This is a genomic window from Amycolatopsis sp. EV170708-02-1, assembly GCF_022479115.1.
GTDB lineage: Bacteria > Actinomycetota > Actinomycetes > Mycobacteriales > Pseudonocardiaceae > Amycolatopsis.
The window spans coordinates 8,919,024-8,942,455 of record NZ_CP092497.1 but is presented as its reverse complement, the minus strand read 5'-3'; the positions used below and the strand labels follow the sequence as shown (position 1 = coordinate 8,942,455).

At 69.9% G+C, this 23,432-nt stretch carries 18 protein-coding genes; 12 read left to right on the top strand and 6 right to left on the bottom strand.

Annotated features, from left to right (window positions below):
• Positions 1–274 precede the first annotated feature (274 nt).
• The 8 genes from cydB to MJQ72_RS40965 all read left to right on the top strand — a co-directional run bounded on the left by cydB (position 275) and on the right by MJQ72_RS40965 (position 11,582).
• The gene (gene cydB / locus MJQ72_RS41000; protein WP_240596243.1) at positions 275–1,282 is read left to right on the top strand and encodes a cytochrome d ubiquinol oxidase subunit II; all 1,008 of its coding nucleotides are present in this window, start codon (positions 275–277) and stop codon (positions 1,280–1,282) included.
• Entirely contained in the window at positions 1,279–4,521 is a 3,243-nt protein-coding gene (gene cydC, locus MJQ72_RS40995) for a thiol reductant ABC exporter subunit CydC (RefSeq protein ID WP_240596242.1), read from the top strand. Before cydB ends, cydC begins: the two co-directional genes overlap by 4 nt.
• A gap of 14 nt (positions 4,522–4,535) precedes the next feature.
• Positions 4,536–5,672, top strand: coding sequence for a GAF domain-containing sensor histidine kinase (locus MJQ72_RS40990; protein ID WP_240596241.1), 1,137 nt, complete (start codon positions 4,536–4,538; stop codon positions 5,670–5,672).
• Between the two features lie 117 nt (positions 5,673–5,789).
• On the top strand, positions 5,790–6,386 hold the full coding sequence (locus MJQ72_RS40985; protein ID WP_240596240.1) for an excalibur calcium-binding domain-containing protein: 597 nt from the start codon (positions 5,790–5,792) through the stop codon (positions 6,384–6,386).
• Positions 6,383–7,003 (top strand): class F sortase, encoded by a 621-nt coding sequence (locus MJQ72_RS40980; RefSeq protein WP_240596239.1) that lies wholly within the window; start codon positions 6,383–6,385, stop codon positions 7,001–7,003. The genes MJQ72_RS40985 and MJQ72_RS40980 overlap by 4 nt, the downstream gene beginning before the upstream one ends.
• A gap of 384 nt (positions 7,004–7,387) precedes the next feature.
• Positions 7,388–7,996 (top strand): histidine phosphatase family protein, encoded by a 609-nt coding sequence (locus MJQ72_RS40975; RefSeq protein ID WP_240596238.1) that lies wholly within the window; start codon positions 7,388–7,390, stop codon positions 7,994–7,996.
• Positions 7,997–8,038: 42 nt separating this feature from the next.
• On the top strand, positions 8,039–9,289 hold the full coding sequence (locus MJQ72_RS40970) for an HAD family hydrolase (protein WP_240596237.1): 1,251 nt from the start codon (positions 8,039–8,041) through the stop codon (positions 9,287–9,289).
• A 73-nt stretch (positions 9,290–9,362) separates the two neighbouring features.
• Positions 9,363–11,582: a hypothetical protein gene (locus MJQ72_RS40965; protein WP_240596236.1), complete on the top strand. Its 2,220-nt coding sequence runs from the start codon at positions 9,363–9,365 to the stop codon at positions 11,580–11,582.
• Here MJQ72_RS40965 and MJQ72_RS40960 read toward each other — a convergent pair.
• The 5 genes from MJQ72_RS40960 to MJQ72_RS40940 form a co-directional block, all read right to left on the bottom strand.
• A complete protein-coding gene (locus MJQ72_RS40960; protein ID WP_240596235.1) occupies positions 11,572–11,859 on the bottom strand; it encodes a hypothetical protein in 288 nt (95 codons plus the stop codon). The two genes, MJQ72_RS40965 and MJQ72_RS40960, sit on opposite strands and share 11 nt — an antisense overlap.
• Positions 11,799–13,076, bottom strand: coding sequence for a hypothetical protein (locus MJQ72_RS40955; RefSeq protein WP_240596234.1), 1,278 nt, complete (start codon positions 13,074–13,076; stop codon positions 11,799–11,801). Before MJQ72_RS40955 ends, MJQ72_RS40960 begins: the two co-directional genes overlap by 61 nt.
• A 145-nt stretch (positions 13,077–13,221) precedes the next feature.
• Positions 13,222–13,848 carry a response regulator transcription factor gene (locus MJQ72_RS40950; RefSeq protein WP_016330621.1) on the bottom strand — a complete coding sequence of 209 codons (627 nt, stop codon included), beginning with the start codon at positions 13,846–13,848 and terminating at the stop codon, positions 13,222–13,224.
• A gap of 9 nt (positions 13,849–13,857) precedes the next feature.
• Positions 13,858–16,380 (bottom strand): M14 family zinc carboxypeptidase, encoded by a 2,523-nt coding sequence (locus tag MJQ72_RS40945; protein ID WP_240596233.1) that lies wholly within the window; start codon positions 16,378–16,380, stop codon positions 13,858–13,860.
• A gap of 85 nt (positions 16,381–16,465) precedes the next feature.
• Positions 16,466–17,296, bottom strand: a complete 831-nt coding sequence (locus MJQ72_RS40940; protein ID WP_240596232.1) for a thermonuclease family protein — start codon at positions 17,294–17,296, stop codon at positions 16,466–16,468.
• Positions 17,297–17,482: 186 nt separating this feature from the next.
• Here MJQ72_RS40940 and MJQ72_RS40935 point away from each other — a divergent pair, with 186 nt between their 5' ends.
• A complete protein-coding gene (locus MJQ72_RS40935) occupies positions 17,483–19,036 on the top strand; it encodes a 3'-5' exonuclease (protein ID WP_240596231.1) in 1,554 nt (517 codons plus the stop codon).
• On the opposite strand, the gene MJQ72_RS40930 is transcribed toward MJQ72_RS40935, so the two are convergent.
• Positions 19,026–19,352 (bottom strand): nucleotide pyrophosphohydrolase, encoded by a 327-nt coding sequence (locus MJQ72_RS40930; protein ID WP_037333591.1) that lies wholly within the window; start codon positions 19,350–19,352, stop codon positions 19,026–19,028. The two genes, MJQ72_RS40935 and MJQ72_RS40930, sit on opposite strands and share 11 nt — an antisense overlap.
• 151 nt (positions 19,353–19,503) lie before the next feature.
• On the opposite strand from MJQ72_RS40930, the gene MJQ72_RS40925 reads away from it, so the two are divergent.
• From MJQ72_RS40925 to MJQ72_RS40915, 3 genes are all read left to right on the top strand, one after another.
• Positions 19,504–20,397 (top strand): nitrate- and nitrite sensing domain-containing protein, encoded by an 894-nt coding sequence (locus MJQ72_RS40925; RefSeq protein WP_240596230.1) that lies wholly within the window; start codon positions 19,504–19,506, stop codon positions 20,395–20,397.
• A complete protein-coding gene (locus tag MJQ72_RS40920) occupies positions 20,394–21,725 on the top strand; it encodes a hypothetical protein (RefSeq protein ID WP_240596229.1) in 1,332 nt (443 codons plus the stop codon). Before MJQ72_RS40925 ends, MJQ72_RS40920 begins: the two co-directional genes overlap by 4 nt.
• A 143-nt stretch (positions 21,726–21,868) precedes the next feature.
• Positions 21,869–23,422 carry a DUF1841 family protein gene (locus tag MJQ72_RS40915; protein ID WP_240596228.1) on the top strand — a complete coding sequence of 518 codons (1,554 nt, stop codon included), beginning with the start codon at positions 21,869–21,871 and terminating at the stop codon, positions 23,420–23,422.
• The last annotated feature ends 10 nt before the right edge of the window (positions 23,423–23,432 follow it).

Genomic DNA, 23,432 nt, shown 5'->3' with positions numbered 1-23,432 from the left:
AAGCCACTTTCGCGACGCTGGATGTCCCGAAAGTGGCTTTCGCGACATGTCGCGCGGTGGGGGCCGGGCAAGCGTCGGGACAGGCGACCGGACGGCGGGCTGAAGGGGCCCTTCGCCGCATCGCACGCACCGAAGGCTCCCTTCGCCGCGTCGCATGCGGTGAAAGCGTCCTTCGGCCCACGTCCGAGCCCAGGCCCGCGCCAGAGCCAGAGCCCAGGCCAGAGCCCAGGCCCACGCCCGAGCCCAGGCCCAGGTCCAGGAAAGTGAGCATCCGATGACCCTCGAAACGATCTGGTTCTGCGTCATCGCCCTGTTCTGGCTCGGCTACCTCTTCCTCGAAGGGTTCGACTTCGGCGTCGGCATGCTCATGCCGGTCCTCGCGAAGGACAACACCGAGCGCCGCGTCATGGTCAACACGATCGGCCCGGTCTGGGACGGCAACGAGGTCTGGCTGATCGTCGCCGGCGGCGCGATGTTCGCCGCGTTCCCCGGCTGGTACGCGTCGCTGTTCTCGGCCGCGTACCTCCCGCTCCTGGTGATCCTGCTCGCGCTCATCGGCCGCGGCGTCGCGTTCGAGTATCGCGGCAAGGTCGACTCCGATCGCTGGCGCCGCAACTGGGACCGCGTCATCGGCATCGGTTCGTGGATCCCGCCGTTCGGCGTCGGCCTGCTCCTCGCCACCACCGTCCTCGGTCTCCCGCTCGACGCCGACGGCAACCGGGTGGGCGGCCCGTTCGCCGCCCTCAGCCTCGAAACGCTGCTCGGCGCGATCGCCGTCGTCGGGTTCTCGCTGGTCCACGGTGCCGCGTTCCTCGCCCTCAAGACCGAAGGCGACCTCCGGCATCGCGCACGGAACCTCGCCACCCGCCTGCTCCCGGTCGCGCTCCTGCCGCTGCTCGCGTTCCTCATCGTCGTGCAGTTGCGCTCAGGCGACCTGTGGACACTGCTCCTCATCGGCCTCGCGGTCGTCGCGGCCGTCGTCGCGTGGTTCCGGATCCGCATGGGCCGCGAAGGCCAGGCGTTCGCCGCGCTCGGCGGGGTCATCGCGGCGTCCGCCGTCGCGATCTTCGTCGCGTTGTACCCGAACGTCCTTCCGTCCACTTTGGACGCCGCCAACACGCTGACGATCGCCGGTGAGGCATCGAGCCCGTACACCCTGACCGTGATGACCTGGGTCGCGCTGTTCGGCGCCCCGGCCGTCCTGATCTACCAGGGCTGGACGTACTGGGTGTTCCGCAAGCGCATCGGCACCCGGCACATCCCACCGGTGCACGCACCATGACCGAACTTCCCGGCCGCGACACCCTTTCCGCCACGGAGTCCACAATGGACCCAGCGCGACCGGGAAAGGGTCCGCTCGGCGCGCTGGCTCCACTTTCGAGTGCGGCGCGCCGGGCGTTGATCCTCAGCGGAATCCTCTCCTTCGTCAACGCGATCCTGCTGGTGGGACAGGCGTTCCTGCTGGCCGACGTCCTCTCCGCGGTCGTCCGCGGAACACCGGGGGACCGCACCGCCCAGCTGGCCGTGCTGCTCGCGCTCGTCGCAGGGCGCGCGTTGACCGGCTGGGCGGTGCGGATCGTCTCCGTCCGCGCCGCGGCCCGCGCGAAGGAGGAGCTGCGCGCCAAAGCCCTCGACCACGCCTTGAAACTCGGCCCGGAATGGATCGCGCGCCGCGGCCACGGCGAGCTGACGTCGTTGACCACCAAGGGACTCGACGCGCTCGACGCCTATTTCACCCAGTACCTCCCGGCCCTGGTGACCGCCGCGATCGTGCCGCTCGCCGCCGGGGTCGCGATCCTGTTCGCCGACTGGCCCTCGGCCGTGCTCGTCGCGATCACCGTGCCGCTGGTGCCGCTGTTCGCCATCCTGATCGGCAAGCACACCGCCGAACGGGTCGCCGAAGCCGCCGACGCCGAACAACGGCTGTCGGGACATCTGCTCGAACTCGTTCGCGCGCTGCCGATCCTCAGCGCGTTCCGCCGCGCCGGGGCACAGGCCGAGACGGTCCGGAAGATCTCCGAACGCCATCGCCGCACCACGCTCAAGACGTTGAAGGTCGCCTTCGCGTCGGCGTTCGCGCTCGAACTGATCGCGACGCTCTCGGTCGCGCTGGTCGCGGTCGTCATCGGCGTCCGGCTCGTCTCCGGCGAACTGTCGCTGGCCATCGGGCTCGGCGTGCTGATCCTCGTCCCGGAGTGCTACCAGCCACTGCGCGCGGTCGGCGCCGCGTTCCACGCCAGCGAAGACGGCGTCGAGGCCGTGCGCCGGGTCGCGGACGTGCTCGCGGAACCCTTGCCGCCCAACGGTTCCGAGACACCGGCCAAGGGCGAGGTGCACGTCGGGGGCCTCCGCGTCGCCAGGCGCGGCGGATTCGCGCCCGACGGCGAGACGTTCAGCGTCCGGCCCGGCGAGATCACCTGGTTGCGCGCGCCCAGCGGCGGCGGCAAGTCGACGACGCTCGCCGCCCTGCTCGGTTTTGTGCAAGCCCACGACGGGACGATCACCGTCGGCGGCACCGACCTCGCCGGCGCCGATCCGGCGAGGTGGCGCGAGAACGTCGCCTGGGTGCCGCAGTCGCCGGTGTTCGGCGGAGGCACGGTCCGCGACGAGGTCGCTGCGGAGGACATCCTCGGCGAACTCGGGCTGACCGGACTGGCCGATCGGCCGGTTGCGAAGCTGTCGCAGGGACAACGGCAGCGCGTCGCGGTGGCGCGGGCCCTGGTGCGGGTCCGGTCGGGCGCGTGGCTGCTGCTGCTCGACGAACCCACCGCCCACCTCGACGAGGTCAACGCCGCGCGCGTCATGGCCGCTGTCCGCGGAGCCGTCGACAACGGTGCCGCCGCGATCATCGCCGCCCACGAACGCGGTTCCGGTGTCGATATATCGACCGCGAATGGGGCTGAAGCCGGGACCACCGAGGAAACCCGGGAAGTCCGGCCGTTGCCTTGGCGCGAACTGCTGCCCGCCAGATTCTTCGGCGGCGCGTTGCTGGGCGCCGCCGCGTTGCTCGGCGGGGTCGCGCTGACCGCGCTTTCGGGCTGGCTGATCGCCAAGGCGTCGCAACAGCCGCCGATCCTGACGTTGACCGTGATGATCGTCGGAGTGCGGACGTTCGGCCTCGGCCGGGCGGGGCTGCGTTACCTCGAACGGCTGGTCACGCACGACGCCGCGTTCCGGATCGCCGGAAGGCTGCGCGTCCGGCTGTGGGAGTCGCTGGTGCGGCTCGGGCCGGCGCGGGCGCTTCGGGCGGGTGAAGAGCAGCGGCGGCTTGTCGGCGACACCGACACCGTGCGTGACCTGCTCCCGCGAGTGATCACTCCGCTGGTGGTGGTCGCGTTGGTGGCCATCGGCGCGGTCGCGGTCCAGGCCGCGGTGCTGCCCGCAGCCGGGGTCGCGCTGGCGGCGGCCGTGCTGGTGAGCGCGTTCGCGCCGCTGCTCGCGCTCCGGGCGGAACGCCGTGCGACCAGTGCGCTGGCCGCCGGACGTCGTTCGGTTTCGGCGCAGGTGCTGAGCCTGTTCGAAGCCGCCGCCGAACTGATCGCGTACGGGGTCGACAAAGAGCGACGTCGCCGAATCGCCACGACCGACGCCGCGCTGACCGCCGAAGCGCGGCGGCAGGCCTTCGGCGCGGGTGCGGCCGACGCCCTGATCATCCTGGCGACGGGGGCCGCCACCGTCGTGAGCACCGGGTTCGCCGTGAGCGCCGTCGCCGCCGGCGCGCTGAACCCGGTGCTCGCGCCCGTGGCCGCCCTGGTGCCGCTCGCGCTGGCGGAGGTCCTCTCCCTTCTTCCTCCGGCCGCGCAGCACTGGGACACCCTGCGCCAGGCTCGCCTGCGCCTCGCCGCGTGCGATGAACGGGCCGTCCTTCGCCAGGAAAGCGTCGTTCCTGGCACCGGCGGGGTGCGGATCCGGAACGCCGACCTCGGCTGGCCCGGCACCGAGCACCCGGTCCTCACCGGCGTCGACCTCGACATCGCGCCCGGGACGCACGTCGCCGTCGTCGGCCCGAGCGGCGCCGGGAAGTCGACGCTCGTCGCGGCCCTGCTCGGCTTCCTCAAACCGAGCAAGGGTGACGTCACCGTTCCCGAGAACGTCACCTGGGCGCCGCAGGAGCCGATGCTCGTCTCGACCACGGTCGCCGAGAACCTGCGCCTCGCCAAACCGACGGCGTCGGAGGCCGACCTGCGAAAAGCGTTGTACGAGGCCGTTCTCGAGGATGTCGAGCTCACCACGATGCTCGACAGCGCCGGCGCCGGCCTTTCGGGCGGGCAGGCGCAGCGGGTCGCGTTGGCGCGGGCCGTGCTCGGCGCCGAGCGGGCCGATCTCGTCCTGCTCGACGAGCCCACCGCCCACCTCGACGAACCGACCGCGCGCGTCGTCCGCGAACGGCTCGGCGAGGCGCTCGCCGGGAAGACCGTCGTCCACGTCACGCACCACGCCGCCGAAGCCGAGGAAGCGGACGTGATCCTGGAGGTGCGGGAGGGCCGCGTCACAGCGCGCGCACTGGCCGGGGCCGACTAATGTCGATAGCGCTCATGGATCCCACGCTTGCCGCGCGCGCACTGTCCGCCGCCACCGAGATCACCGGCACCGCCCTGTCCGGTGACGATCCGGGTGATGTGCTGGAGACCGTGGTCGCCCGCGCCGTCGAACTGGCCGAGGCCGACCTCGGTCTCGTCATGGTGCGCGCGGACGACGGCCAGGTGGTCGCCGAGGCCGCGCACGGGGCGAACACCCAAGGCCTCCGAGGGCTGGCCTTCTCCGCGGATTCCGCGGCGGGCCAGGTCGCCCGCGGCGGGAAGCCGGTGGTCAGCGAGGACTTCACCGTCGATCCCCGCACGGCGCCGTTCGTACCGCCGGAACTCCAGGGCTTCGGGCCGTTCGCCGCTTCGGCGTTCGGCGCGGGCGGGCGGGTCCTCGGCGCGCTCACCGTGTACCGCCGCCACGGCGGGGAACCGTTCTCCGCCAGCACGGTCGAGGTGCTCACCGCGTTCGCCGCGCAGGCGGGTGTGGTGCTCGCGCTGGCGGAGGGCGCCAACGCCCGGCACCGCGTGACCCTCTACCAGGAGCGTGAACGCATCGCGCGCGAACTGCACGACGTCATCGTGCAGCGCCTCTACGGCGCCGGGATGCAGCTCGACCGCGTCCGCAAGAACATGCGGAAACGCTTCGCCCAGGCCGACGGCGCGCGGCTGTCCGAGGCGATCGACCAGCTCGACCAGACCATCGAAGAGATCCGCGGCACCGTGCGCGCCCTGCGCAGCCCGGAACCCGCGAACCAGACCGCCATCGCCACCGACCTCGCCGAATCCGCGCGGGGCGAGGTGCGCATCGCCGGCGAGCTGCTCGGCTACCCGCCGACCCTCGAACTGTCGGGAGAACTCGCCGACATCCCCGCAGAACAGGCGGATCACATCCGCGCCGCGCTGCGCGAGGCACTGTCCAATGTGGTCAGACACTCCGGGGCGAGCGAGACCCGCGTGACGCTCAGCCGCGACGCGGAAGGCGTCAAACTCCGCGTGCGGGACAACGGATCCGGTGTCCCGCAGGGGGTCGCGAAACGCGGTCTCCGTCATCTCGCCGAACGCGCGACGACGTCGGGCGGGCGCTTTTCGATCAATTCTTCCCCGAGCCTGGGGACTTTGGTCGCTTTCGACGTTCCGCTCGACTGAACCGTGTGAAATTAACGGTTCGAGTTTTCCGATTAATCCGTAACAGCTGGGGCCGGAGCGCGACTGTAAGTGCATCGAACGCGCCCCGAGCGCGGATTCCCAGCGAAAGGACTCCCTATGTCCTCGGTTCGTCGCGCCCTCGGCACGGCTGTCCTCCTTGCCGGATTCTCCTTGTTCGGCCCCGTTTCCGTCGCGTTCGCGCTGGCCGAAGCGCCCGCGGTCGCCGATCTGAACTGTCGTGACTTCCAGTATCAGGAAGACGCTCAGGCCGTACTCGACAAAGATCGATCCGACCCGCATCACCTGGACGACGACAAAGACGGAATCGCTTGCGAAAAGCTGCCCAAGCGGGGAACGCCGCCGTCGAGTAAAACGATCACGCCCACTCCCGCGCCGCGATTCGCCGACAAGGATTGCGCCGATTTCCCCTCGCAGGCCGCCGCGCAGGCCGAGCTCAAGAAGAACCCGCGAGACCCGCACAAGCTCGACGGTGACCACGACGGGTACGCCTGCGAAACCCGGTTCGGCGAGCCCGCGAAATCCGGCCAGGTGAAGGTCAAACCCGTCGGTGGTGTCGCGACCGGCGGTGGGGACGCCGTCGAGACCAACGGCGGGTTCCTGGAGGTCGCCGCGGTCGCGCTGACCGGCACGGCCTTGCTGACCGTGTCGGCCGCGGGCGCGTCCCTGGTCCTCCGGCGGCGTGCGGAGCGATGATCCGGCCTTCTTGGCGCCGGTGGCCGTTCCCGCTGGTCGTCGGCACGCTCATCGGGGTGGTGCTCGCGGCCGCGCTGACCGCGTGCGCCGTCCCTCCGCCGGGCCGGGTCGCCTCGCCGGCACCGCCTTCCACGGTGTCTTCGGTCGTGGAAGCGCCCCCGCTCGCGCCCGCGAAACCGGCGAGGCTCGAGATCCCGGCGATCGGGGTCCGCACCGGCGAGATCGTCGACCTCGGCCTCGCCGGTGACGGCACCCTGCAGGTGCCGCACGACGCGATCACCACCGGCTGGTTCACCGGCGGCCCGGCACCGGGCGAGGTCGGGCCCGCCGTCCTCGCGGGGCACGTCGACTACAAGAAGGTGCCCGGCGTCTTCGTCCGGCTCAAGGAACTGAAGGCCGGCGACGAAGCCCTCGTCCACCGCGCGGACGGGATCACCGCGGTGTTCACCGTGTACGCCGTCGAGCGGCATCCGAAAGCGTCCTTCCCCACGGAGAAGGTTTACGGCGACACGGCCGGGCCCGAACTGCGCCTGATCACCTGTGGCGGGGACTTCGACTCCTCGACCGGCAACTACCTCGACAACGTCGTCGCCTTCGCGAAACTGACGCGCGTTTAGAGAGGGGTAAGGCAAAGGTGGCGTGATCGAACCCCTGTCGCGCAGGCCGTCTTCGCCAGACTTCGGGATGAGTTACCGGCCTAGACAGCAGGGTTCCGGACCCGACTTGCGGGCTTACTCGGCACAAAGTGTCCACAAGAGACAACGTGCGCCGATTACACGTCCGGTTAATGTCAAGATGTCCGGTTCTCGCGGAGGTCGTGAGTGACAAAGAGGGTTAGAACGATCATTACCACTCACGACGCCCGCGCAAAGCGCCCAAATCGGACGCAAATGGCGAGTTGGTGTCCTTTGTGGGCAGTTGTGAGGGGCATGTCAGGTCCCGCAGGCGGGCCTCGGCATGCCGCACGCCACGTTTGCCTTACCTCTCAATAGATTATCCGGATGCGCACCGTCTACGTCGTCACGCATCCGGAGGCCACGCACCACGTCGATCGTCTGGTGGGCGGGTGGTACGACTCCGAACTCACACCGGAGGGCGAACGCGCGGCCGCCGCCGTCGCCGATTCGCTGCGCGCGAAGGTGCCGGACGAGGTGGAGCTCTACGCCTCGGATCTGCGCCGCACCGCGCGGACCGCGGAACTGATCGGCGAGCGGCTCGGCGTGACCCCGGTACTCGACCGCCGGCTGCGCGAGAAGTCGTACGGGGAAGCGGGCGGCAAACCGCAGGCGTGGCTGGAGAGCCGGTTCGTCCCGCCTCCCGCCGTGGGCGAGCGCCTGGGGCACGACGAAGGAATCCCCGGCGCCGAAACGAAAGGAGCGATGGCGGCGCGGGTCTACTCGGCCATAGAGTCGATCCTCGAAAGCCGTTGCGAACACCAGATCGTCGTCACGCACGGTGGCGCGCTCACCTTCGTGATCGCCGCATGGATCCGGATGCCGCTCGCATCGGCCGGGTACGTCGACTTCCGCGGTTCACCCGGCAGCGTCACCGTGCTGCGTGAGGACGACTACTTCCACAACCGGCAGGTCGTCACCCTCGCCGGGAAATGAAAGGATCTCCCCGGCCTGCCGAACACCATGTGGGGAGATGACATGCCGAGGTTCCTGCGAGCCGTGGCCCTGGCCGCCGCCGTGGCGGTCGTACCGGTGGCCTTGCCCGGCACAGCCACCGCTTCGACCGGGTCGAGGTGCCCGCAGCTGCGGTTGGCCGACCACTGGTACGGCGACAACGCGGCGAAGATCCAGCAGGTCATCTGCGGTACGAAGCGCGGCGAGCGGCCCATCGCGGTGTTCGATTGGGACAACACGGTCATCAAGAACGACATCTCCGATCAGACCGTCTTCTGGATGATCAGGCACGACAAGGTCCTCCAGCCGCGCGACAAGGACTGGCGCACGACCAGCCGCTACATGACCGACGCCGGCGCGAACGCGCTGAGCAAGGCGTGCGGCACCGCCACCCCGGCCGGGAAACCGCTGCCGACCAGCAAGAACATCGCTTGCGCCGACGAACTCCTCTCGGTGCGGAAGAGCGCGAAGACGACCACCGGCGAAGAGGTCTTCGCGGGGTACAACCTGCGCTACATGGAGGCGGCCTACGCCTGGGTCGCGCAGATCAACGCCGGATACCGCCCGGACGAGGTCCGCGCGATCGCCCGGCAGGCCAGGGCCGCGGCGCTGCTGGCGCCGATCGGCGCGACCCAGAAGGTCGGTTCGAGCACCCAGGTCGCGTGGATCCGGTACTACCCCGAGATCAAGGACCTGATCGCGACACTGGACAAGGCGGGCTTCTCGACCTGGGTCGTTTCCGCCTCGCCCAAGGAATTCGCGGACGTCTGGGGTTCCGCCGTCGGCATCCCGCCGAGCCGCACGCTCGGGATCTACTCGCAGACCACGGACGGCCGGATCAACGGGCACCTCGAAGGCTGCGGCGGGCACGCCGACGGCGCCGACGAGATCATGACCTACATCGACGGCAAACGGTGCTACATCAACGAACGCATCCTCGGGATCCGCGGCGCGAAGGCGATGGAACCGGCACCGGCGGGCAAGCGGCAGGTGCTCGCCGGCGGCGACGCGACCACCGACGTCACGATGCTGCGCGACGCCACCGGAGTCCGTGTCACGCTCAACCGCAACAAGGACGAGCTCATGTGCCGCGCCTACGACGACGCGGACGGGAAATGGGCGGTGAACCCGATGTTCATCGAGCCCTTCCCGGCCTTGAACCGCACCTACCCCTGCTCGACGACGGCGTACGAATACGCCGACGGCACGCATGGTCCGGTGCTGCGCGACGACGGCACGGTCATCCCGGACCAGCGCGACACCGTGCACCCCTGAGCGGGTTCACGGTGAGTGACGCGCATGATCCGCGCTGCTAGCGTGTCGGATACAGCTGTGAGGGGGTTTACAGGTGACCGATCCGTTTCAGGCGGAGCTCGTCAAACAGACCGTCGCGCTGGTGTTCACCAGTGGGGGCAAGGTCGCCGAGTACCTCTGGAAGAAGCTGTCGGGGCGGCAGGACGAGAAACGCCTGCGTTCCGACCCGGCCGCGCTGGAGGCCGCCGTGCGTCGCCTGGCCGCGGAGGATCCCGCCGTGGCGGGGGAATTGCGCGAGCTGGTCGGAAGCATGCTCGCGATGAGTCACGATCGGCCGCGGATCGTGCCCCGGTCACCGAACCTGTTCGACCGCGTCGGCGCTCAGGGACAGCTGGGCGGCACGGGCGTCGTGGTGCTCTCGGGTCCGTCCGGAGTCGGCAAGACGACGCTCGCCGAGCACTACGGGATGCGCTCCGGCGGGGCGTATCCCGATGGCGCGCTGCTGATCGACCTCGCGGACCATCGCGATGGCCCGGGCGCGCCCTTGAGGATCAGCCAGGTCCGTGAGGCCGTACTCCAGGCGTTGGGCGTGGAGCCGAAGCTCATCACGCCGGGTGCCGGCGAGCTGAAGACCCAGTACAACGACATCCTCGGCCCGTTGCGCCTGCTTCTGGTCTTCGACTCGGTCGAGAACGTCCGCGATCTCCAGGCCCTGGTGCCCCCGGCGCCGATGAGCCTGGTGCTCGCGTTGACGGAAGGGCCGTCCGACGAGCTCGTCACCCAGTATCCCCGGCACGTTCCCCTCAGCAGGCTCGAAGAGGGAGCGGATCGGATGCTCTTCGAAGCGATCGCGGGGACCGGCCTGCTCGCCGCCGATCCCCAAGGTGCGCTCGACGTCCTCGCCGAATGTGACCGTTTTCCGGCGACGGTGGTCGCCGCCGCCATCGCCGCGAGACAGCGGGCGGCCTTGGCGGCCCAACCGCTCAAGCTCCTCGCGAAGGAGCTGAGCAGCGGGCGTGCCCTCGGCCCCGTGAGCGCCGCCTTCGACCGGGTCCTCGCCGGGCTTCCGCGGCGGGAACGGGATCTTTGCCGGGCGCTGAGCGGAATTCCGGGGCCGAGCTTCACCCACGAGGCGGCTGCCGCCGTCGCCGGTTGTGAACCCTTCGAAGTCCTCGACGGATTGGTGCATCTCCAGTCCGTCTTCTTCGTGACCGAGGAGCCCGGCAAGCGGCTTCGGCTGACCAAACAAGCGAAGCAGGCGCTCACCCGCGCGGGTCTCGGGCCGGACGGCGAAGGATTCCCGCGGCTCGTGCGATTCCACCGCACCCGGGCGGTGCAGGCGGATCACTGGAAGATGGGCGACAGGCGGCTGAGGCTGTACGACCAGACACTTCCCGCGGACACCGAGCCCTTGGCGCTGGCTCCCGGACAGGACGCCATCGACCTGCTGGTCGCCGAAATCCCGGTCTACCGCGCGCTGGCGAAACCGGCCCACGACGCCGGGCTCCATCGCGAGCTGACGCAGATCTGCGGTGCCCTGGAAATCGTCGGTTTGCACCGGGGACACCTGCGCGAACTCGCGGAGATCAACGAGCAGGGAATCAAGAGCGCGGAAGCCCTCGCCGATGTCCCGCTCCAGTTGAGGGCCATCGCGCAGCAGGCACGGCTGTACTCGTTGCTTCAGGAGTTCCCGCGGGCGGAGAAGGAGTTCGGCAAGCTGGGTGGGCTGCTGCAACGGCTCGAGTCACCCGAGACCGAAACGAATCGGCAGCTGCGGGCGTCGCTCTGGGAGTTCCGCGGGCTCTTCCATCGGGAACGAGGCCAGTACACCGAGGCGTCGGCGTGCTTCTTCGAGGCGCTGAAGATCAGCCGGACACTCGGCGGGCTTCCCTTCCGAGGGCAAGGGCTGCACGCGAGGATGCTCGCCAACGTCCAGGTGCTGCTCGGCGACCTCGCCGGCGCGTTCCAGCTGCTGGAAGAAGCGGAGTCGAACACGGACCCCGCGAACAAACGCGACCTCGCCCAGGTTTGGCTGGTGCGGGCGAAGGCACTGAGCCGATCGGGTACGGCGGAAGCCGCGCGGCAGGCGCTCGACCTGGTGCCGGAAGTGTGGCGCATGGTGGCTCCGACGGGGAGCGATCAGTACGACCTGGAGATCGCCGAGGCGCTCGGGGACGCCGCTTGGTCCAGCGGAGACTTCGACAAGGCTCGCGATTATTGGTCCGGCGTCTGGCAGCGGCTGCAAGCGGTCAAGCACCCGCGTGCCGGCGCGGTGCACGCCAAGATCTATACCGAGGCGCCGGTCATCCGGTGAGCACCGAGGCGACGACGTTCCGGGTGCTCCGGCCCTCTCGCACGCGGAACGACCCGGCCGCCGGGAGATTTCGGTTCCGGCGCCAGTAATAGGCGGAAATCGCGGGCAGCGGCTCCCCTCGCGTGACGAGTTCGACGACCGGTCCCCCGGCGCTCCAGAGCAGGCACCGGTCCGCGCCGATCCCGGCGATGAGCCCGGCGTCGGGACGGCGACGGGTTATTTCCCTTGCCCAGCCGTCGAAATCGGCGTCCTCGCCGGTGAACTCGCAGTAGACCACGGCCGCACCTTCGAGCTCGTCCAAAGTGGACAGTTCTTCGTGGGCGACGACATGGCGGTCGGGGAGCCGGACCGCCCGGCCTGTTCGGTGGGGAACCGGGAGACCACCAGATGATCCGCGTGCCGCCGGACCTCGACCGAGAACGTCGCGGGCTCCGTGACGTCCGGCACCGGATCGGGAACGGGGAGGAAGACCGCGCGGGTGTCCGGCTCCGCGAGCCGCATCAGTTCGTAGAGGACGGGGCGGAGCAGCTCCGCGCACTTGCCGGAGAACTCGACCGCTCGTGCCGCGATTTCGGTGAGCGGCCCGGCGGTGCACGCCTGGTCGACCTGCTCGCGCAGATCACGCTCCTGATCGAGCCGCGGGGCTCGGGCCAGTAGCTCCGCGAGCGGGGAATCCGGCACCACGGTGGCGGGTTCCCGGCTGCCGATCAGCACCGGGATCTTCGCGGCGGCGGCGTACAGCGCGATGGAGCCGCCGTCCGAGATCAGGCAATCCGCGGAAACGACGGCCGCCTGCCAGCCGCGTTGGGGCGGGATCACGGCGAGCCCCGCTCGCAGCGCCCGTGACAGCCACGCGCGGATCTGCCAAGGACTGTGCGCGGCCCAAGCGCCCGGATGCACGATGAGGCTGAACTTGTACTCGTCGACGGGGAGTTCGGTGAGCAGCCGTGCGGGCAGGCCCGGATCGGTACCCAGCAGGGAATCGGGCCCCCACGTGGAGGCCAGCACGACGTGCTTGCGGTCACGGACGTCGAGCAGGCGCCGGTAGCGGGCCGCGCGATTGAGACTGGCGAGCATCCGGTCGTGACAGGGGTCGCCCACCACGACGGCGTGCGGTTCGGCTTGGGGAGAGTGCTGCCGGATATACCGCAGCTGGTTGCTGTGCGAAAGGCCGATCCGGCTGGGGACGACCTGGCCGTCCCGGACCAGCCGTGCCGGGTTCAGCCCGGAGATGACCGTCTGGTGCGGGTAGTGCTTCTGATGTCCGATGCCGTGCGGAACGAGCAGGACCGGCGCTTTCACCCGGTGGAGTTCGTCGTTCTCACTGGCGGCGATCGCCAGGTCGAACCGGGTTTCGACGGCCTGCTCCCAGGAGATGACCTTCGCGTCCAGCGAGGCGAGGAACTCACCGACCCCGGAGGACAGGATCGCCGGTTCGCGCTCGTTGTGGGTGAACACGATCTGGACCCGCGGATCGTCCTTCAGCAGCGACACGACGTCGAGCAGCCGCGTCAGGGTGGTGACGGTGCGGACGACGACCAGGACGCGGTGGGAGAACCGGACCGTGAGCCACTGGTCGAACTCGGGATCGACCGGGACCTTCGCCCAAAACGACGGGGGGGGGTGCCTTTTTCGCGCACTACCTGTCCCGGCGCGCGATCCACGCCGCGGCCTGCGTGCGGCGCTGCATGCCCAGCTTCGCGAGCACGGACGTCACGTAGTTCTTCACCGTCTTCTCGGCGAGGAACAGGCGCTCCGCGATCTCGCGGTTGGACATGCCCTGCCCGATCAGGTCCAGCACCTCGCGCTCGCGTTCGGTGAGGGACCCGAGTTCGTCCTCGGGCGGATGCCGCAGCTTGTCGAGCACCCGCGCCGTCGACAACGGGTCGAGCAGCGACCGGCCCGCCGCGACCTCGCGGACCGCGTTGACGACGTCCTGGCCGCGGACCTGTTTCAGCAGGTACCCGGCCGCGCCGGCCATGATCGCGCCGACCATGGCCTCCTCGTCGTCGAACGCGGTCAGCATCAGGCACTGCGGCGGGTTCGGCTTCGAACGCAGCTCGCGGCAGAGCGCGATGCCGTCGCCGTCGCCGAGCCGCACGTCGACCACGGCGACGTCCGGCTCGACGTGCATCGCCACCGCGAGGGCCTCGTCGACCCCGCTCGCCTCGGCGACGACCTCGATGTCGGGCTCGTCGGTGAGGAGGTCACGCAGACCGCGCCTCACCACCTCGTGGTCGTCGATGAGCAGCACCTGGATCGGCATACCCCCACGTTACTTCGCGGCCGCCCAGTAAATCGCCTTGGCCACCTGCGAGTACAAGCCCTTCGGGTGATCGCGGAACAGCGGTTCGGTGCCGAACAGCACCGCCCGCCCGCCGAGTCCCGTGGTCCCGGACACGACGGCGGCCTGGCCCGCCGCCTGCAGTGGCCCGCCCGTGCCGTCGTCCCGGGTCCGCCAATGCCCCGCGACCAGGGGATTCCCGCTCGCGTAGCGCTGCTCGACACTGACCGAGGAGCCGAGATCGGTGAACCAGAACGGCCCGTAGACGAACGAGTCCGGCAGCGCGCCGGTACCCACCGGGCCGGCTCCGTTGACGACCGAAACGACGCCGTTCCCGTCCTCCCAGCCCGCGACCGGACGTGCTTCGAGAAGTCCCGCGTCGGTGTTGAACCGCGCGCCCGTGGCACCGCGGGTGACCACGCCGCCGCGAGCGAGGAAGGCGCGCAAAGCGTCCTTCGCGGCCGGGGCGAGATCGGTGTACTTCAGTCCCGAAGAGACGAACAGCAGGTCCACCCGGGACCAGTCGAAGCCCGCGTTGAGCACCGCCGCCGACACCGGTCGCACGTCGAAGCCCATGTCGCGCAGCGCCTTCAGCTCGTCCGCCCCGACGGCGGCCGCGATCGTCTTGCGGCTCAACGGGGCCGCCGTCCCACTCGCCTCGGTGAACCGGACTCCGTAACGGTCCGCCACCTCGGCGGCGGCCGGGCGGGCCGACGCCGGAACGACGATCGTGCCGTCGTCCGTGCGGCCGAGGGCGAGGCCTCGGTTCAGCAGGTCGTTGACCGCGCCGACGTCCTTGGCGTCGACCAGCTTGAGCGCGAGATCCCGGCCGGGCGCGGCGTCGATGCCACCGGTGGGTGACGCCGCGACGACGTCGTGCGCGCGGACGTCGAGCCTGCCCTGTTTCACGATGTCGACCGACGCGCCCCACAGCAGGCGGTGGCTCCAGCCGGAGATGTCGTACATGACCGGCACCTTCGCCGAGATGTCGCTGCCCTGCTCCAGCATCACGTTCGCCAGGCCGCGTTTCGGCTGGTGCATGTCGACCAGGTACGAACCGGCCGGGTAGCGGCGTCCGGCCAGCGAGAACGGGCGATCGGCCTGCCGCACGCGGACGTCGTTGGCGACCAGGTGATCGACGAGACGGGACGCGGCGACGGCCGAACGCTGGTCGGCTCCGGCGGGGATGACGTACGCGCGCGGGAACTCCGTGCGGTAGCGGTCTTCCGGCCCGAAGCCGGGCACGAACCCGTCGGGGATCTCACGCTGCGCTTCACCGGCCGTGCCTCGGCGGAACATCTCGATCTGGTTCGCGATGAGCTCACCGCGGTTGCGGTCGACGTAGTTCAGCGTGCTGCCGATGGTGGCCTCGACGACCTCGGTGTTGATCACCGCGCGCCGCTGGAGTTCGGCCACCGGCTGGTTCTCGTAGTCCGCGTTGTTCACCCGCATCGGGATCTCGATCGTGAAGGACACCGCGCCGTGGTACATCGCGTACTGGGCGGTGTAGATCGGCGCCCAGCCGTCCCAGCTGCCGGGTTCGTAGTCGCGGAACGGGATTTCCGGCTTCGCCGTCTCGGGGCGCCCGAGTGCCTTGACCGCCTGCTCCATGCCGAGCCCGTTGGCGTAGCCGTGCTTGATGTAGAGGTCGAAGTCGTAGTTCTGGCCGTGCGGCGGCGTGGTCGGCTCGATGAGCGTGTTCTCCACGTAGCCGTGTTCGTCCAGCATCATCAGCGGCTGCTTGTCGATCGCGATCCCGCGCATGGCCTTCACTTCCGGCTGCGACGCGGTGACGAAGTCGCGGTTGGGGTCGAAACCCTGCGACGTCTGCCGCGTGCCGGCGACGCGACCGTCCGGGTTGGCCGTGACGTTGAAGTAGAAGCGGTTCCGTTTCAGCAGCTCGACGGTCTTGGGATCGTTCGACGTCGCCAGCTTCTCGATGACGCGGAGCGCGCCGTCGGTGCCTTCCCATTCGTTGCCGTGGATGTTGTTGTTGATCCACACCGGCGCCTTGTAGCCGTGGCGCAGGAACGGGTCGCGCGCGGCCCGCGCCGGGTCGTTCTCGATCAGCGACCGCCAGGCGTCCTGCCGCCTCGTCTCGGACCGGCTCTCCGGCGCGGTCAGCGTCACCAGGTAGAGGTCGCGGCCGAGCCCGGACTGCCCGGCGATCTCGACCGAGATCCGGTCGCTGCGCGCCTGCAGCGCGTTCAGCTTCGGCGCGATCGAGTGGTACGGCGCGAGCCCGAGTTTGATCGACTTGTCGGCCGTGTTCTCCGGATACACCCGCAGCTTCGTCTTGCGCGGATAGCCCGAATGGTCACCCGCGGCGTTCTCGCCCGCCGCGGCCCGCGCGACGCTCATCGGCGGGTCGGTCGCGGCCACCTCGTTGCGCTCCGGCCCGTTGCCGGGATCGCGATGCGGCGACGACGGCGGTGGCGCCGCGTACGCCGGCGCGGCGACCGCGCTCAGTGACAGCATCAGGGCCAGGAACACGGTGCGAGCCGAACGCGACAAGGGCCACCTCCAGGGACGTCGGCACAGTGTTTCCGCCGAACGAACGCCCCACAAGACCCGAAAGGCGGCTAACCGGGCGCCGGGACTACCTCTTCGGCTCGCAGGCGACGCCGTCGCCGTCCCGGTCGAGTTTGCGGCTGTAGCCGGGCTGGCCCGCGTACAGCGGCGCCGCCCCGGCCGCCCGCACGGCGTCGCAGTTCGCATAGGAGACCGTCTTGGGCGGATCCGGCTCGGCCGCCGCGGGCGGAGGGGTGGACTTCTTCGTGGTGGGTTCGGCCCGGGTGACCGGCGGCGCGACCGGCTGCTGAGGTGGCGCGACGGAGGTCGGCGGGGTGTCGATCTTGCCGAAGCAGGGCGGCCCCCAGAGCCCGTTCCCCGCCGCTCGCGCGGTGTCTTCGGCGGCCTGCAGCGCGGTACCGACGGACTTCTCGACCGCCCTGCTCGCGAATTTCGCGTATCCCGCTTTGAGCGCGGTGGTGGCGTAGTCGCCACCGTTCACCAGGCCCACCGATGCCAAGGCGACACCGGCTTCATCGGAAACGGATCGAATGACGACCTCTTGGCCGTCCAGTGTGTTCTTTGCCCACGACACGGTTTCCGTGGCGAAGCATCCGTTGGTGGTCGGCGGGGTGGTCAAACCGAGGATCCGAACGACTTTTTCGCCACCGGGACCGGTCACCTTGATCGTGCCGGCGTCCACGACCTCGGTGACCCGGTCCGCGCTCGGAGCGGCGGGCGAGGACGTCGGCGTACTCGACGTGGATCGGTCGGCGCTCTTCGCCGCGACCGGCTGTTCCTGTTGCGGCTGAGGGGTTTTCCCGAAGACGGCACCGAGCACGAAAAGGACCGAAAAAGCGGCGAGGACGATCATCATCCAGCGGGGCATCCGCTTGTCGCGGGAGGGACCGGTGTGCATGGGCGTCCTCGGAATTCTCGCTACGGGTGAGCTTCGCCGGTTTTTGTCGTTCACCCGATGAATGTCGTTACAAGCCCCGGTTTTCCGTCACGAAGCGGCCACGAACGGGTCACCGTCGGCATTCGGCTGTTACGCGGACGGCGACGTCACGATCCACCCGTAGACGCTTCGAGAAAAGGAAACGAAATGGCGGCGACAGTCGAAAATCTCGCGTTGATTCCAGACGGCCGGTTCGCCGTGGGGACGACCGAATTCACCGCCATCGACTTCGAGACCACCGGCCTGCACCCAGGGCACGTGGTCGAGGTCGCGGCCGTGCGCGTCCGGGCGGACGGCACGGTCCTGCGCGAGTTTTCGACGCTGGTCAATCCGGGCCCCGGCGTGGATCCCGGCCCCGCCCACGTGCACCGGATCACCCGCCGTGAGCTCGACGGCGCTCCCTACCTCGGCGAGGTGCTGGGCGACTTCCTCGATGTCTGCCAGGGCAGTGTCCTGGTCGGGCACAACCTGCCCTTCGAGGCGCGATTCCTCGACGGGGAGTCCGGCAGGCTGGGCGCGCGGATCCCGGCGATGCCGGGCGTGTGCACGCTGGCCGCGGCGCGACGCGCGCTGCGGTTGCCGAACTATCGCCTGGCCACGGTGGCCGAGGCGATCGGTGTCGGCGAGTTCGCGGCGCACACGGCGCTCGCCGACGCCTACGTATGCGCCAGGATCGTGACCACTCTGGTGAACACGCACGGTCTCAGGTTCGCGGACCGGCCGGTGTTCCCGGAACTGCCGCGGTTCGCGCCCGCCGCACGCCTGTCGCCTCGTCGGGTGATGGTGCCGAGCGGTGGCACCTGGATGGCGGACTTCGTCGACCGGGTACCCGAGGCCGCGTTCGGAGCCACTGGCTCGGTGCAGGACGCCTACGTCGAATTGCTCGGGAACGCCTTGGCGGACCGGCATATTTCGGACGCCGAGGCGAGGGCCCTCGGCGCGGCGGCCTCGGCGGCGGGGATGACGGACGCCGACCTGCACCGCGTGCACACCGGCTTCGTCAAGGCGATGCGTGAGCTCGCCGAAAGCGACGGCGTCATCACGGCCGAGGAAGAACGGGATCTGCGGGCCGTCGCGGCGGCTTTGCGGGTGCCCGAAACGCTGCACGGACTCCGAGCCACGGGGACCTCGTCCGGCACCCGTCGCCGCGTCCTCGTTCTCGGCGACGGGCTGGCGGAGGACGATCTGCGTGCCGCCGTGCTCGACGCGGGCCTTCAGCTCGCGAAGAAGCTCACCGCGTCGGTGACCCATCTGGCCGTGGGCTCCGGAGTGCCCGCTGCGGAGCCACGGATCGCCAGGGCGGGCGAACTCGGCGCGAAGGTGCTCGAAGTCGCCGAGGCGCGTGAAGTGCTGGGCCTCGCTCCGCGGCAGGCGCCAGCTCCCGCGCCGATCCCCGTGCCGCCGCCGATCCCGGCTCCCGCGGCTCCGGCGCACCGGCCGGTCTACGCCACCGAACAGCGGACCGCCGCCTTCGTGCCTTACGCGCAGCCACCTGTTCCGCACGGGTACCGACCGCCAGTGCCGTCCACGCCGTCGGTGATGTTGTGGGGCGGCCGGGCCCTCATGGGGTTCGGGCTGCTGCTCATGTTCATCACGGTGGTCGCGTTGTTCGGCGGCGCGGGGCTCGCCGCGGGCATTTTCGTGGGCGTGCTGGGCGTCGGCGGCCTGCTCGGCGGCTGGCAGATCGCCGTCAGGGCTTGACGTCGGGCGCCGGGAACCGGTGCTCGTTCCGATCGATCTTGGCGTTGGCCGCCTCGATCAGGTCCACCCCGAGGCTGTTCGCCAGCTGGAGGAGATACAGCGTGACGTCGGCGATCTCGTCGACGACGTTGTGCGCCAGCTCGGGGTCTGAGCGCCACTTCGCCGATTCCTCCGGGGTCAGCCACTGGAACAGCGAAGTCAGCTCACCGACTTCGCCGGACAGCGCCATGACCAGGTTCTTCGGGGTGTGGAACGGTTCCCAGGCCCGTGCCGCGGCGAAGTCGCGGAGGCGCTGGTTGAGGTCGTCGAGAGTCACGTGCCGTGCCTACCAGATCGTCACGGTGCGCTAACGGCCGTATGGCGGACGAGCGTTGACGTGCAATTTGCAAATTGCATAGCGTCGCTGGCCGTCGGGGAATCGATCCGGAAGGAAAGCCTTGACGTACCAGCGAAGCCTTCGCTCTCGCATGCTCTCCATCGCGTTCGTGCCGAGCGCGGCCTTGGTGCTCGTCGCGTTGTTCATCGGCGGTTTCCTCGTCCAGCAGGCCATCCAGGACCGCGACGACGCCGAGAGCGGGGCGATCATCCTGGCCGAGGCGAGCCGGGGGATCGCGTCGTTGCAGCGGGAGCGGGCGGTCGCGCTGCGGGCGCCGGGCAGCCGCTCCGCCACGTACACCGCGTACGCCGACCGCATCGACACCTCGCTTTCCTCTCTGCGCGAGGTCGCGCGGGCCGCGCCGGACGCCGAAGTCGGCTATCAGCAGACGATCGCCGTCGAGCTGCTCGCCGCCGTCGAAGGCATGGACCGCAGCGATTCCCTCGCGGTCGCCGGGATCGACGACGAAGGGCGGCGCGACTATGCCGCGGCCGTGGGCGCCTATCGGTCCAGGCTCGACGCCGTCGCCGGAAAGCTGACGGAAAGTAGCCGCCGGACTTATCGCGATCTCGTCGAGAGCGTGGACTGGAGCCGGTTCGGCGCGGTCGAAACCGCGTTGAGCGCGGCCACCCCGCCGCCCGTCGGCCAGGACGCGTGGCGGGTCGCGGCCGGCGTCGTCGGCCGGACCCTCGGCGATCTCGCCGCGCGCCAGATCGAGCACTCGGCGCAGCTCGCGATCGACGGCGGACGCCGCGTGCTGAGCGGAGCCCTCGCCGCCGCCGCGGCGATTTCGCTGCTCGCGGTGGTGGTGATGGCGATCGTCATGCAGCTCGCCAGGCGGCTCCCGATCCCGATCATCCGCTGCCCTTCGCGGCTCGACGCGGTGCCGCTGACCTGGTCACACCTGGTGAGCGATTACGCCGAAAAGAGCACGCTGTTGGCCCACACGAGTCGGCGAGGCGGTCGGGCAGACTTGTCCGGGTGAGTTCCCCGACGGATCTGCGCCCCTACCTGCGTACTTTGGACGCGGAAACGCTGGCGGACCTGCTGCACGCCCAGGCCGAGCGTGACCCTGTGTTACGACAGGCGCTGGAGAACCGTTTCGTCACCCAGGGGAGTGACGTCGCCGAGGCGCACCGCCTCCTCGACACCGCCGTGCTGGCGGGCAACGTCGAGTACGCGGCGAAGGTCGGTTCCGTCCTGGACACGCTTCAGCGGCTTCTCGATGCCGGGAGCCGGGCCGATCTCGCGCCGCTCGCCCGCCGGACCGTGGACGACATCAGCGAGATGCTGGAGCAGATCGACGACACCTCGGGCGAGGTCGCGGACCGGCTGGACCGGGCCGTCGAGCTGTACGCGCGGGCCTGCGTGGCCCGCCCACCGGATCCCGAAAGCCTGGCCGCCTGGATCCTCGAAGTCGAGTTCGACGGCCCCGGCTGGCCGGTCATCGAGCTGGCCGATTTCGCTTCCGCCTTGGGAGAAAAGGGAATAGCCCGAATACAGTCCACTGTGGACAAGGTGCTGGCGGAGCAGCCGTCCGGTGCGAAACTAGAGACCGCCGAGCGGCTGCGCGAGGAGCTGGCGGAGGTGTCCGGCGACGTCGACGCGCTCGTCGCGATCCTCGCCGCCAAACCGCCGCGGGTGGACGTCAGTCTCAAGATCGTGCGCGTCCTGCGCGCGGCGGGACGCCACAGCGAGGCCATCGCGCACGCGGCGCGGGCCCTCACGCACGACAAGAAGGAAGAAGCGCCTCCGCCCGAAAAGGAACCCTTGTCGCGTAAGGACTTCGACGCGAGTCCCACGGCTGCGACGTATCTCGCCCTGCGTGCGGAGTCGCTGGAAGCGGGCTGCTGGGTCGCGCAGCGGAAAACCGCGCTGGCCCGGCTGCGTGAACTCGCCGCCGGAAGCACTCAAGCCGCCGACGAACTCGTCCGCGCGTTGCTCGGCGAGGATCGCGCCGACGAGGCATGGCGGGCGGCGGTGCGGTTCGAGGCCTCGTTGCCGGTGCGGGTCGAACTCGCGGACGCGCGTTCCGTCGCCCACCCGGCCGAAACCATTCCCGTGTATCGGGACCATGTCGAAGAATTGATCACGCGGAAGGATCCGAACTCATACCGCGAGGCGGCCCGGCAACTGCGCAAACTGCGCACGGTGCACAAAAAGGCCGGTATGGCTGAAGAATTCAGCTCGTACCTCGGCACATTGGTGGAAATACACAAACGCAAGACGCGGCTGATCGCCGAGGTCAAGGCGGCGAGAATCGCCATTCCCAAAACCGTAACCGCGCCCGCCACCGGTCGTTATTCGGAGTGAACCGAGGAAACCCGGCGAAGTAGGCGAAGTCGCGGTGGTTCCGAACCGGTGTCCGCCCGCGTCCTCCCCGCGGACGGGACCTGTGTTCCGCGCCCGGGACCACCGCGACGAGCCCGATCGGGTCCGCGTGAAAACATGTCGCCATGAGTCCGGTGAGCCGTGCCCGCAAGAAGGCAGCCCAGCCCTCCACCCCGAGTGTGACGGGCCTCTTCAAGGACGTCCTCCGGGACTTCTCGACCCTCGGCGCCGAGCCCGAGGTGCTCGACGTCGAGCTGCTGACCTCCGAGGTGCTCGGCCAGTGGTGGGAGATCGAGGTCGAGGAGGACGAGACGCCGCTGGGCCTGGAGCTCATCGCGTTCGCCGAGCGGAAGATCACCCCCGCCGCGGCCGCGCTGCTCGCCGGCTTGCGGGTCTTCGCCGAGACCGAGGAGGAGCGCGAGGCGGCCGCCGCGGCGCTGAACACCGTGCTGGGCCGCGGGATCCCGGAGCCGGAGTGGGCAGGGGACCTCGCCGCGGTGACCGTGGGGGACTGCTGGCGGACCGGCGACGTCTTCGGTGACGAGTCCTCCCTGCTCTGCGTGTTCTCCCGCGGCGATGCCGAGCACGGCCTGCTCGCGCTGGTCGACTTCACCGAGGGCGGCCGGATCCGCGACGTCGTCGTGGTCGACAAACCGCAGGACGTGCTGGCCGAGATGCGCCAGCAGGCCGCCGACGACCCGGAGCTGGTGACGCTGGAGCGGGTCCTGCCCGAGCGCGCCCACCAGCTGCTCGCGGACGGCCTCGCCGCGACGGACGTCGTCGAAGAACCCGACGTCAGCGAGGACTACGCACGGTTCCACGCGCTCGCGCTGGCCTGGATCCGGGCGCTTCCCGCACCCGAACCGTCGCCCGAGATCTCCGAATGGCCCGAGCAGGTCCGCGAAGAGGTCGTCGCCGACTTCATCGGCTCCGGACTCGTGGAGGACACGGACGCGACGCGGTTCTACGCGCGCCTGCTCGTCGATTACGGCTGTGAGACCGAGCCGGGCAGCCCGCTGCGGGTCGGGCCCGAGAAGCTCGCCAGGTTCCTGGAATCGCTGCTGGACGGCGAGTTCGAGATCGACGAGGCCTACGAGGACGCGCTGGAGCCCGCTCTGCTCGGCTGGGTCACCTGGGCCGCCGACCGCGCCGGGCTCCCCGAGGCCGCGCGGGTGGCGCTGCTGGAGAGCGCGACGGAGTTCCTGGAGGAGTTCGCGCAGGACGAGGACTCCGCGCTCGACGTGTACTTCGACGGCTCGGAAGGGATCGAAGACCCGGCGGAGCTGGCGGAGGCCCTCGCGCGCCGGATGTTCGCCGTCCCGACGGTCTACGCGGAGATCGGCGACGAGGAGCTGGAACTCGAGCCCGCCGACCCCGAACAGCGCCGCCTGCTGGTCATCGGCGAGCACCCCGAGTACCACGAGGCGCTGGCCGAGGAGACCTTCGACGGCGAGCCCAGGATGCGGCTCGCGCTCAAGACCACGATCGTCGACCAGCTCTGGGACGACGAGCCCGCCGAGGTCTGGCAGGCCGTGCGGCGGCTGAGCGAGACCGGGCAGGAACGTGAGGAGATCTTCGACCGCCTCATCGATGCGCTGTCCGCCCAGCTCGCCGAGGCGGGCGAACACGAGATGGATTACGACGTCGACGACTATCGGAAGGCGCTCGGCGAGCTCTGAGCGCGGGAGG

Bases quoted from the DNA above. Each gene is read 5' to 3' on its own strand.
- MJQ72_RS40935 (WP_240596231.1), top strand. From the start codon at position 17,483: ATGGCGGCGACAGTCGAAAATCTCGCGTTGATTCCAGACGGCCGGTTC.
- cydC (WP_240596242.1), top strand. From the start codon at position 1,279: ATGACCGAACTTCCCGGCCGCGACACCCTTTCCGCCACGGAGTCCACA.
- MJQ72_RS40980 (WP_240596239.1), top strand. From the start codon at position 6,383: ATGATCCGGCCTTCTTGGCGCCGGTGGCCGTTCCCGCTGGTCGTCGGC.
- MJQ72_RS40970 (WP_240596237.1), top strand. From the start codon at position 8,039: ATGCCGAGGTTCCTGCGAGCCGTGGCCCTGGCCGCCGCCGTGGCGGTC.
- MJQ72_RS40925 (WP_240596230.1), top strand. From the start codon at position 19,504: ATGCTCTCCATCGCGTTCGTGCCGAGCGCGGCCTTGGTGCTCGTCGCG.
- MJQ72_RS40950 (WP_016330621.1), bottom strand. From the start codon at position 13,848: ATGCCGATCCAGGTGCTGCTCATCGACGACCACGAGGTGGTGAGGCGC.
- MJQ72_RS40985 (WP_240596240.1), top strand. From the start codon at position 5,790: ATGTCCTCGGTTCGTCGCGCCCTCGGCACGGCTGTCCTCCTTGCCGGA.
- MJQ72_RS40975 (WP_240596238.1), top strand. From the start codon at position 7,388: ATGCGCACCGTCTACGTCGTCACGCATCCGGAGGCCACGCACCACGTC.
- MJQ72_RS40940 (WP_240596232.1), bottom strand. From the start codon at position 17,296: ATGCACACCGGTCCCTCCCGCGACAAGCGGATGCCCCGCTGGATGATG.
- MJQ72_RS40915 (WP_240596228.1), top strand. From the start codon at position 21,869: ATGAGTCCGGTGAGCCGTGCCCGCAAGAAGGCAGCCCAGCCCTCCACC.
- cydB (WP_240596243.1), top strand. From the start codon at position 275: ATGACCCTCGAAACGATCTGGTTCTGCGTCATCGCCCTGTTCTGGCTC.
- MJQ72_RS40990 (WP_240596241.1), top strand. From the start codon at position 4,536: ATGGATCCCACGCTTGCCGCGCGCGCACTGTCCGCCGCCACCGAGATC.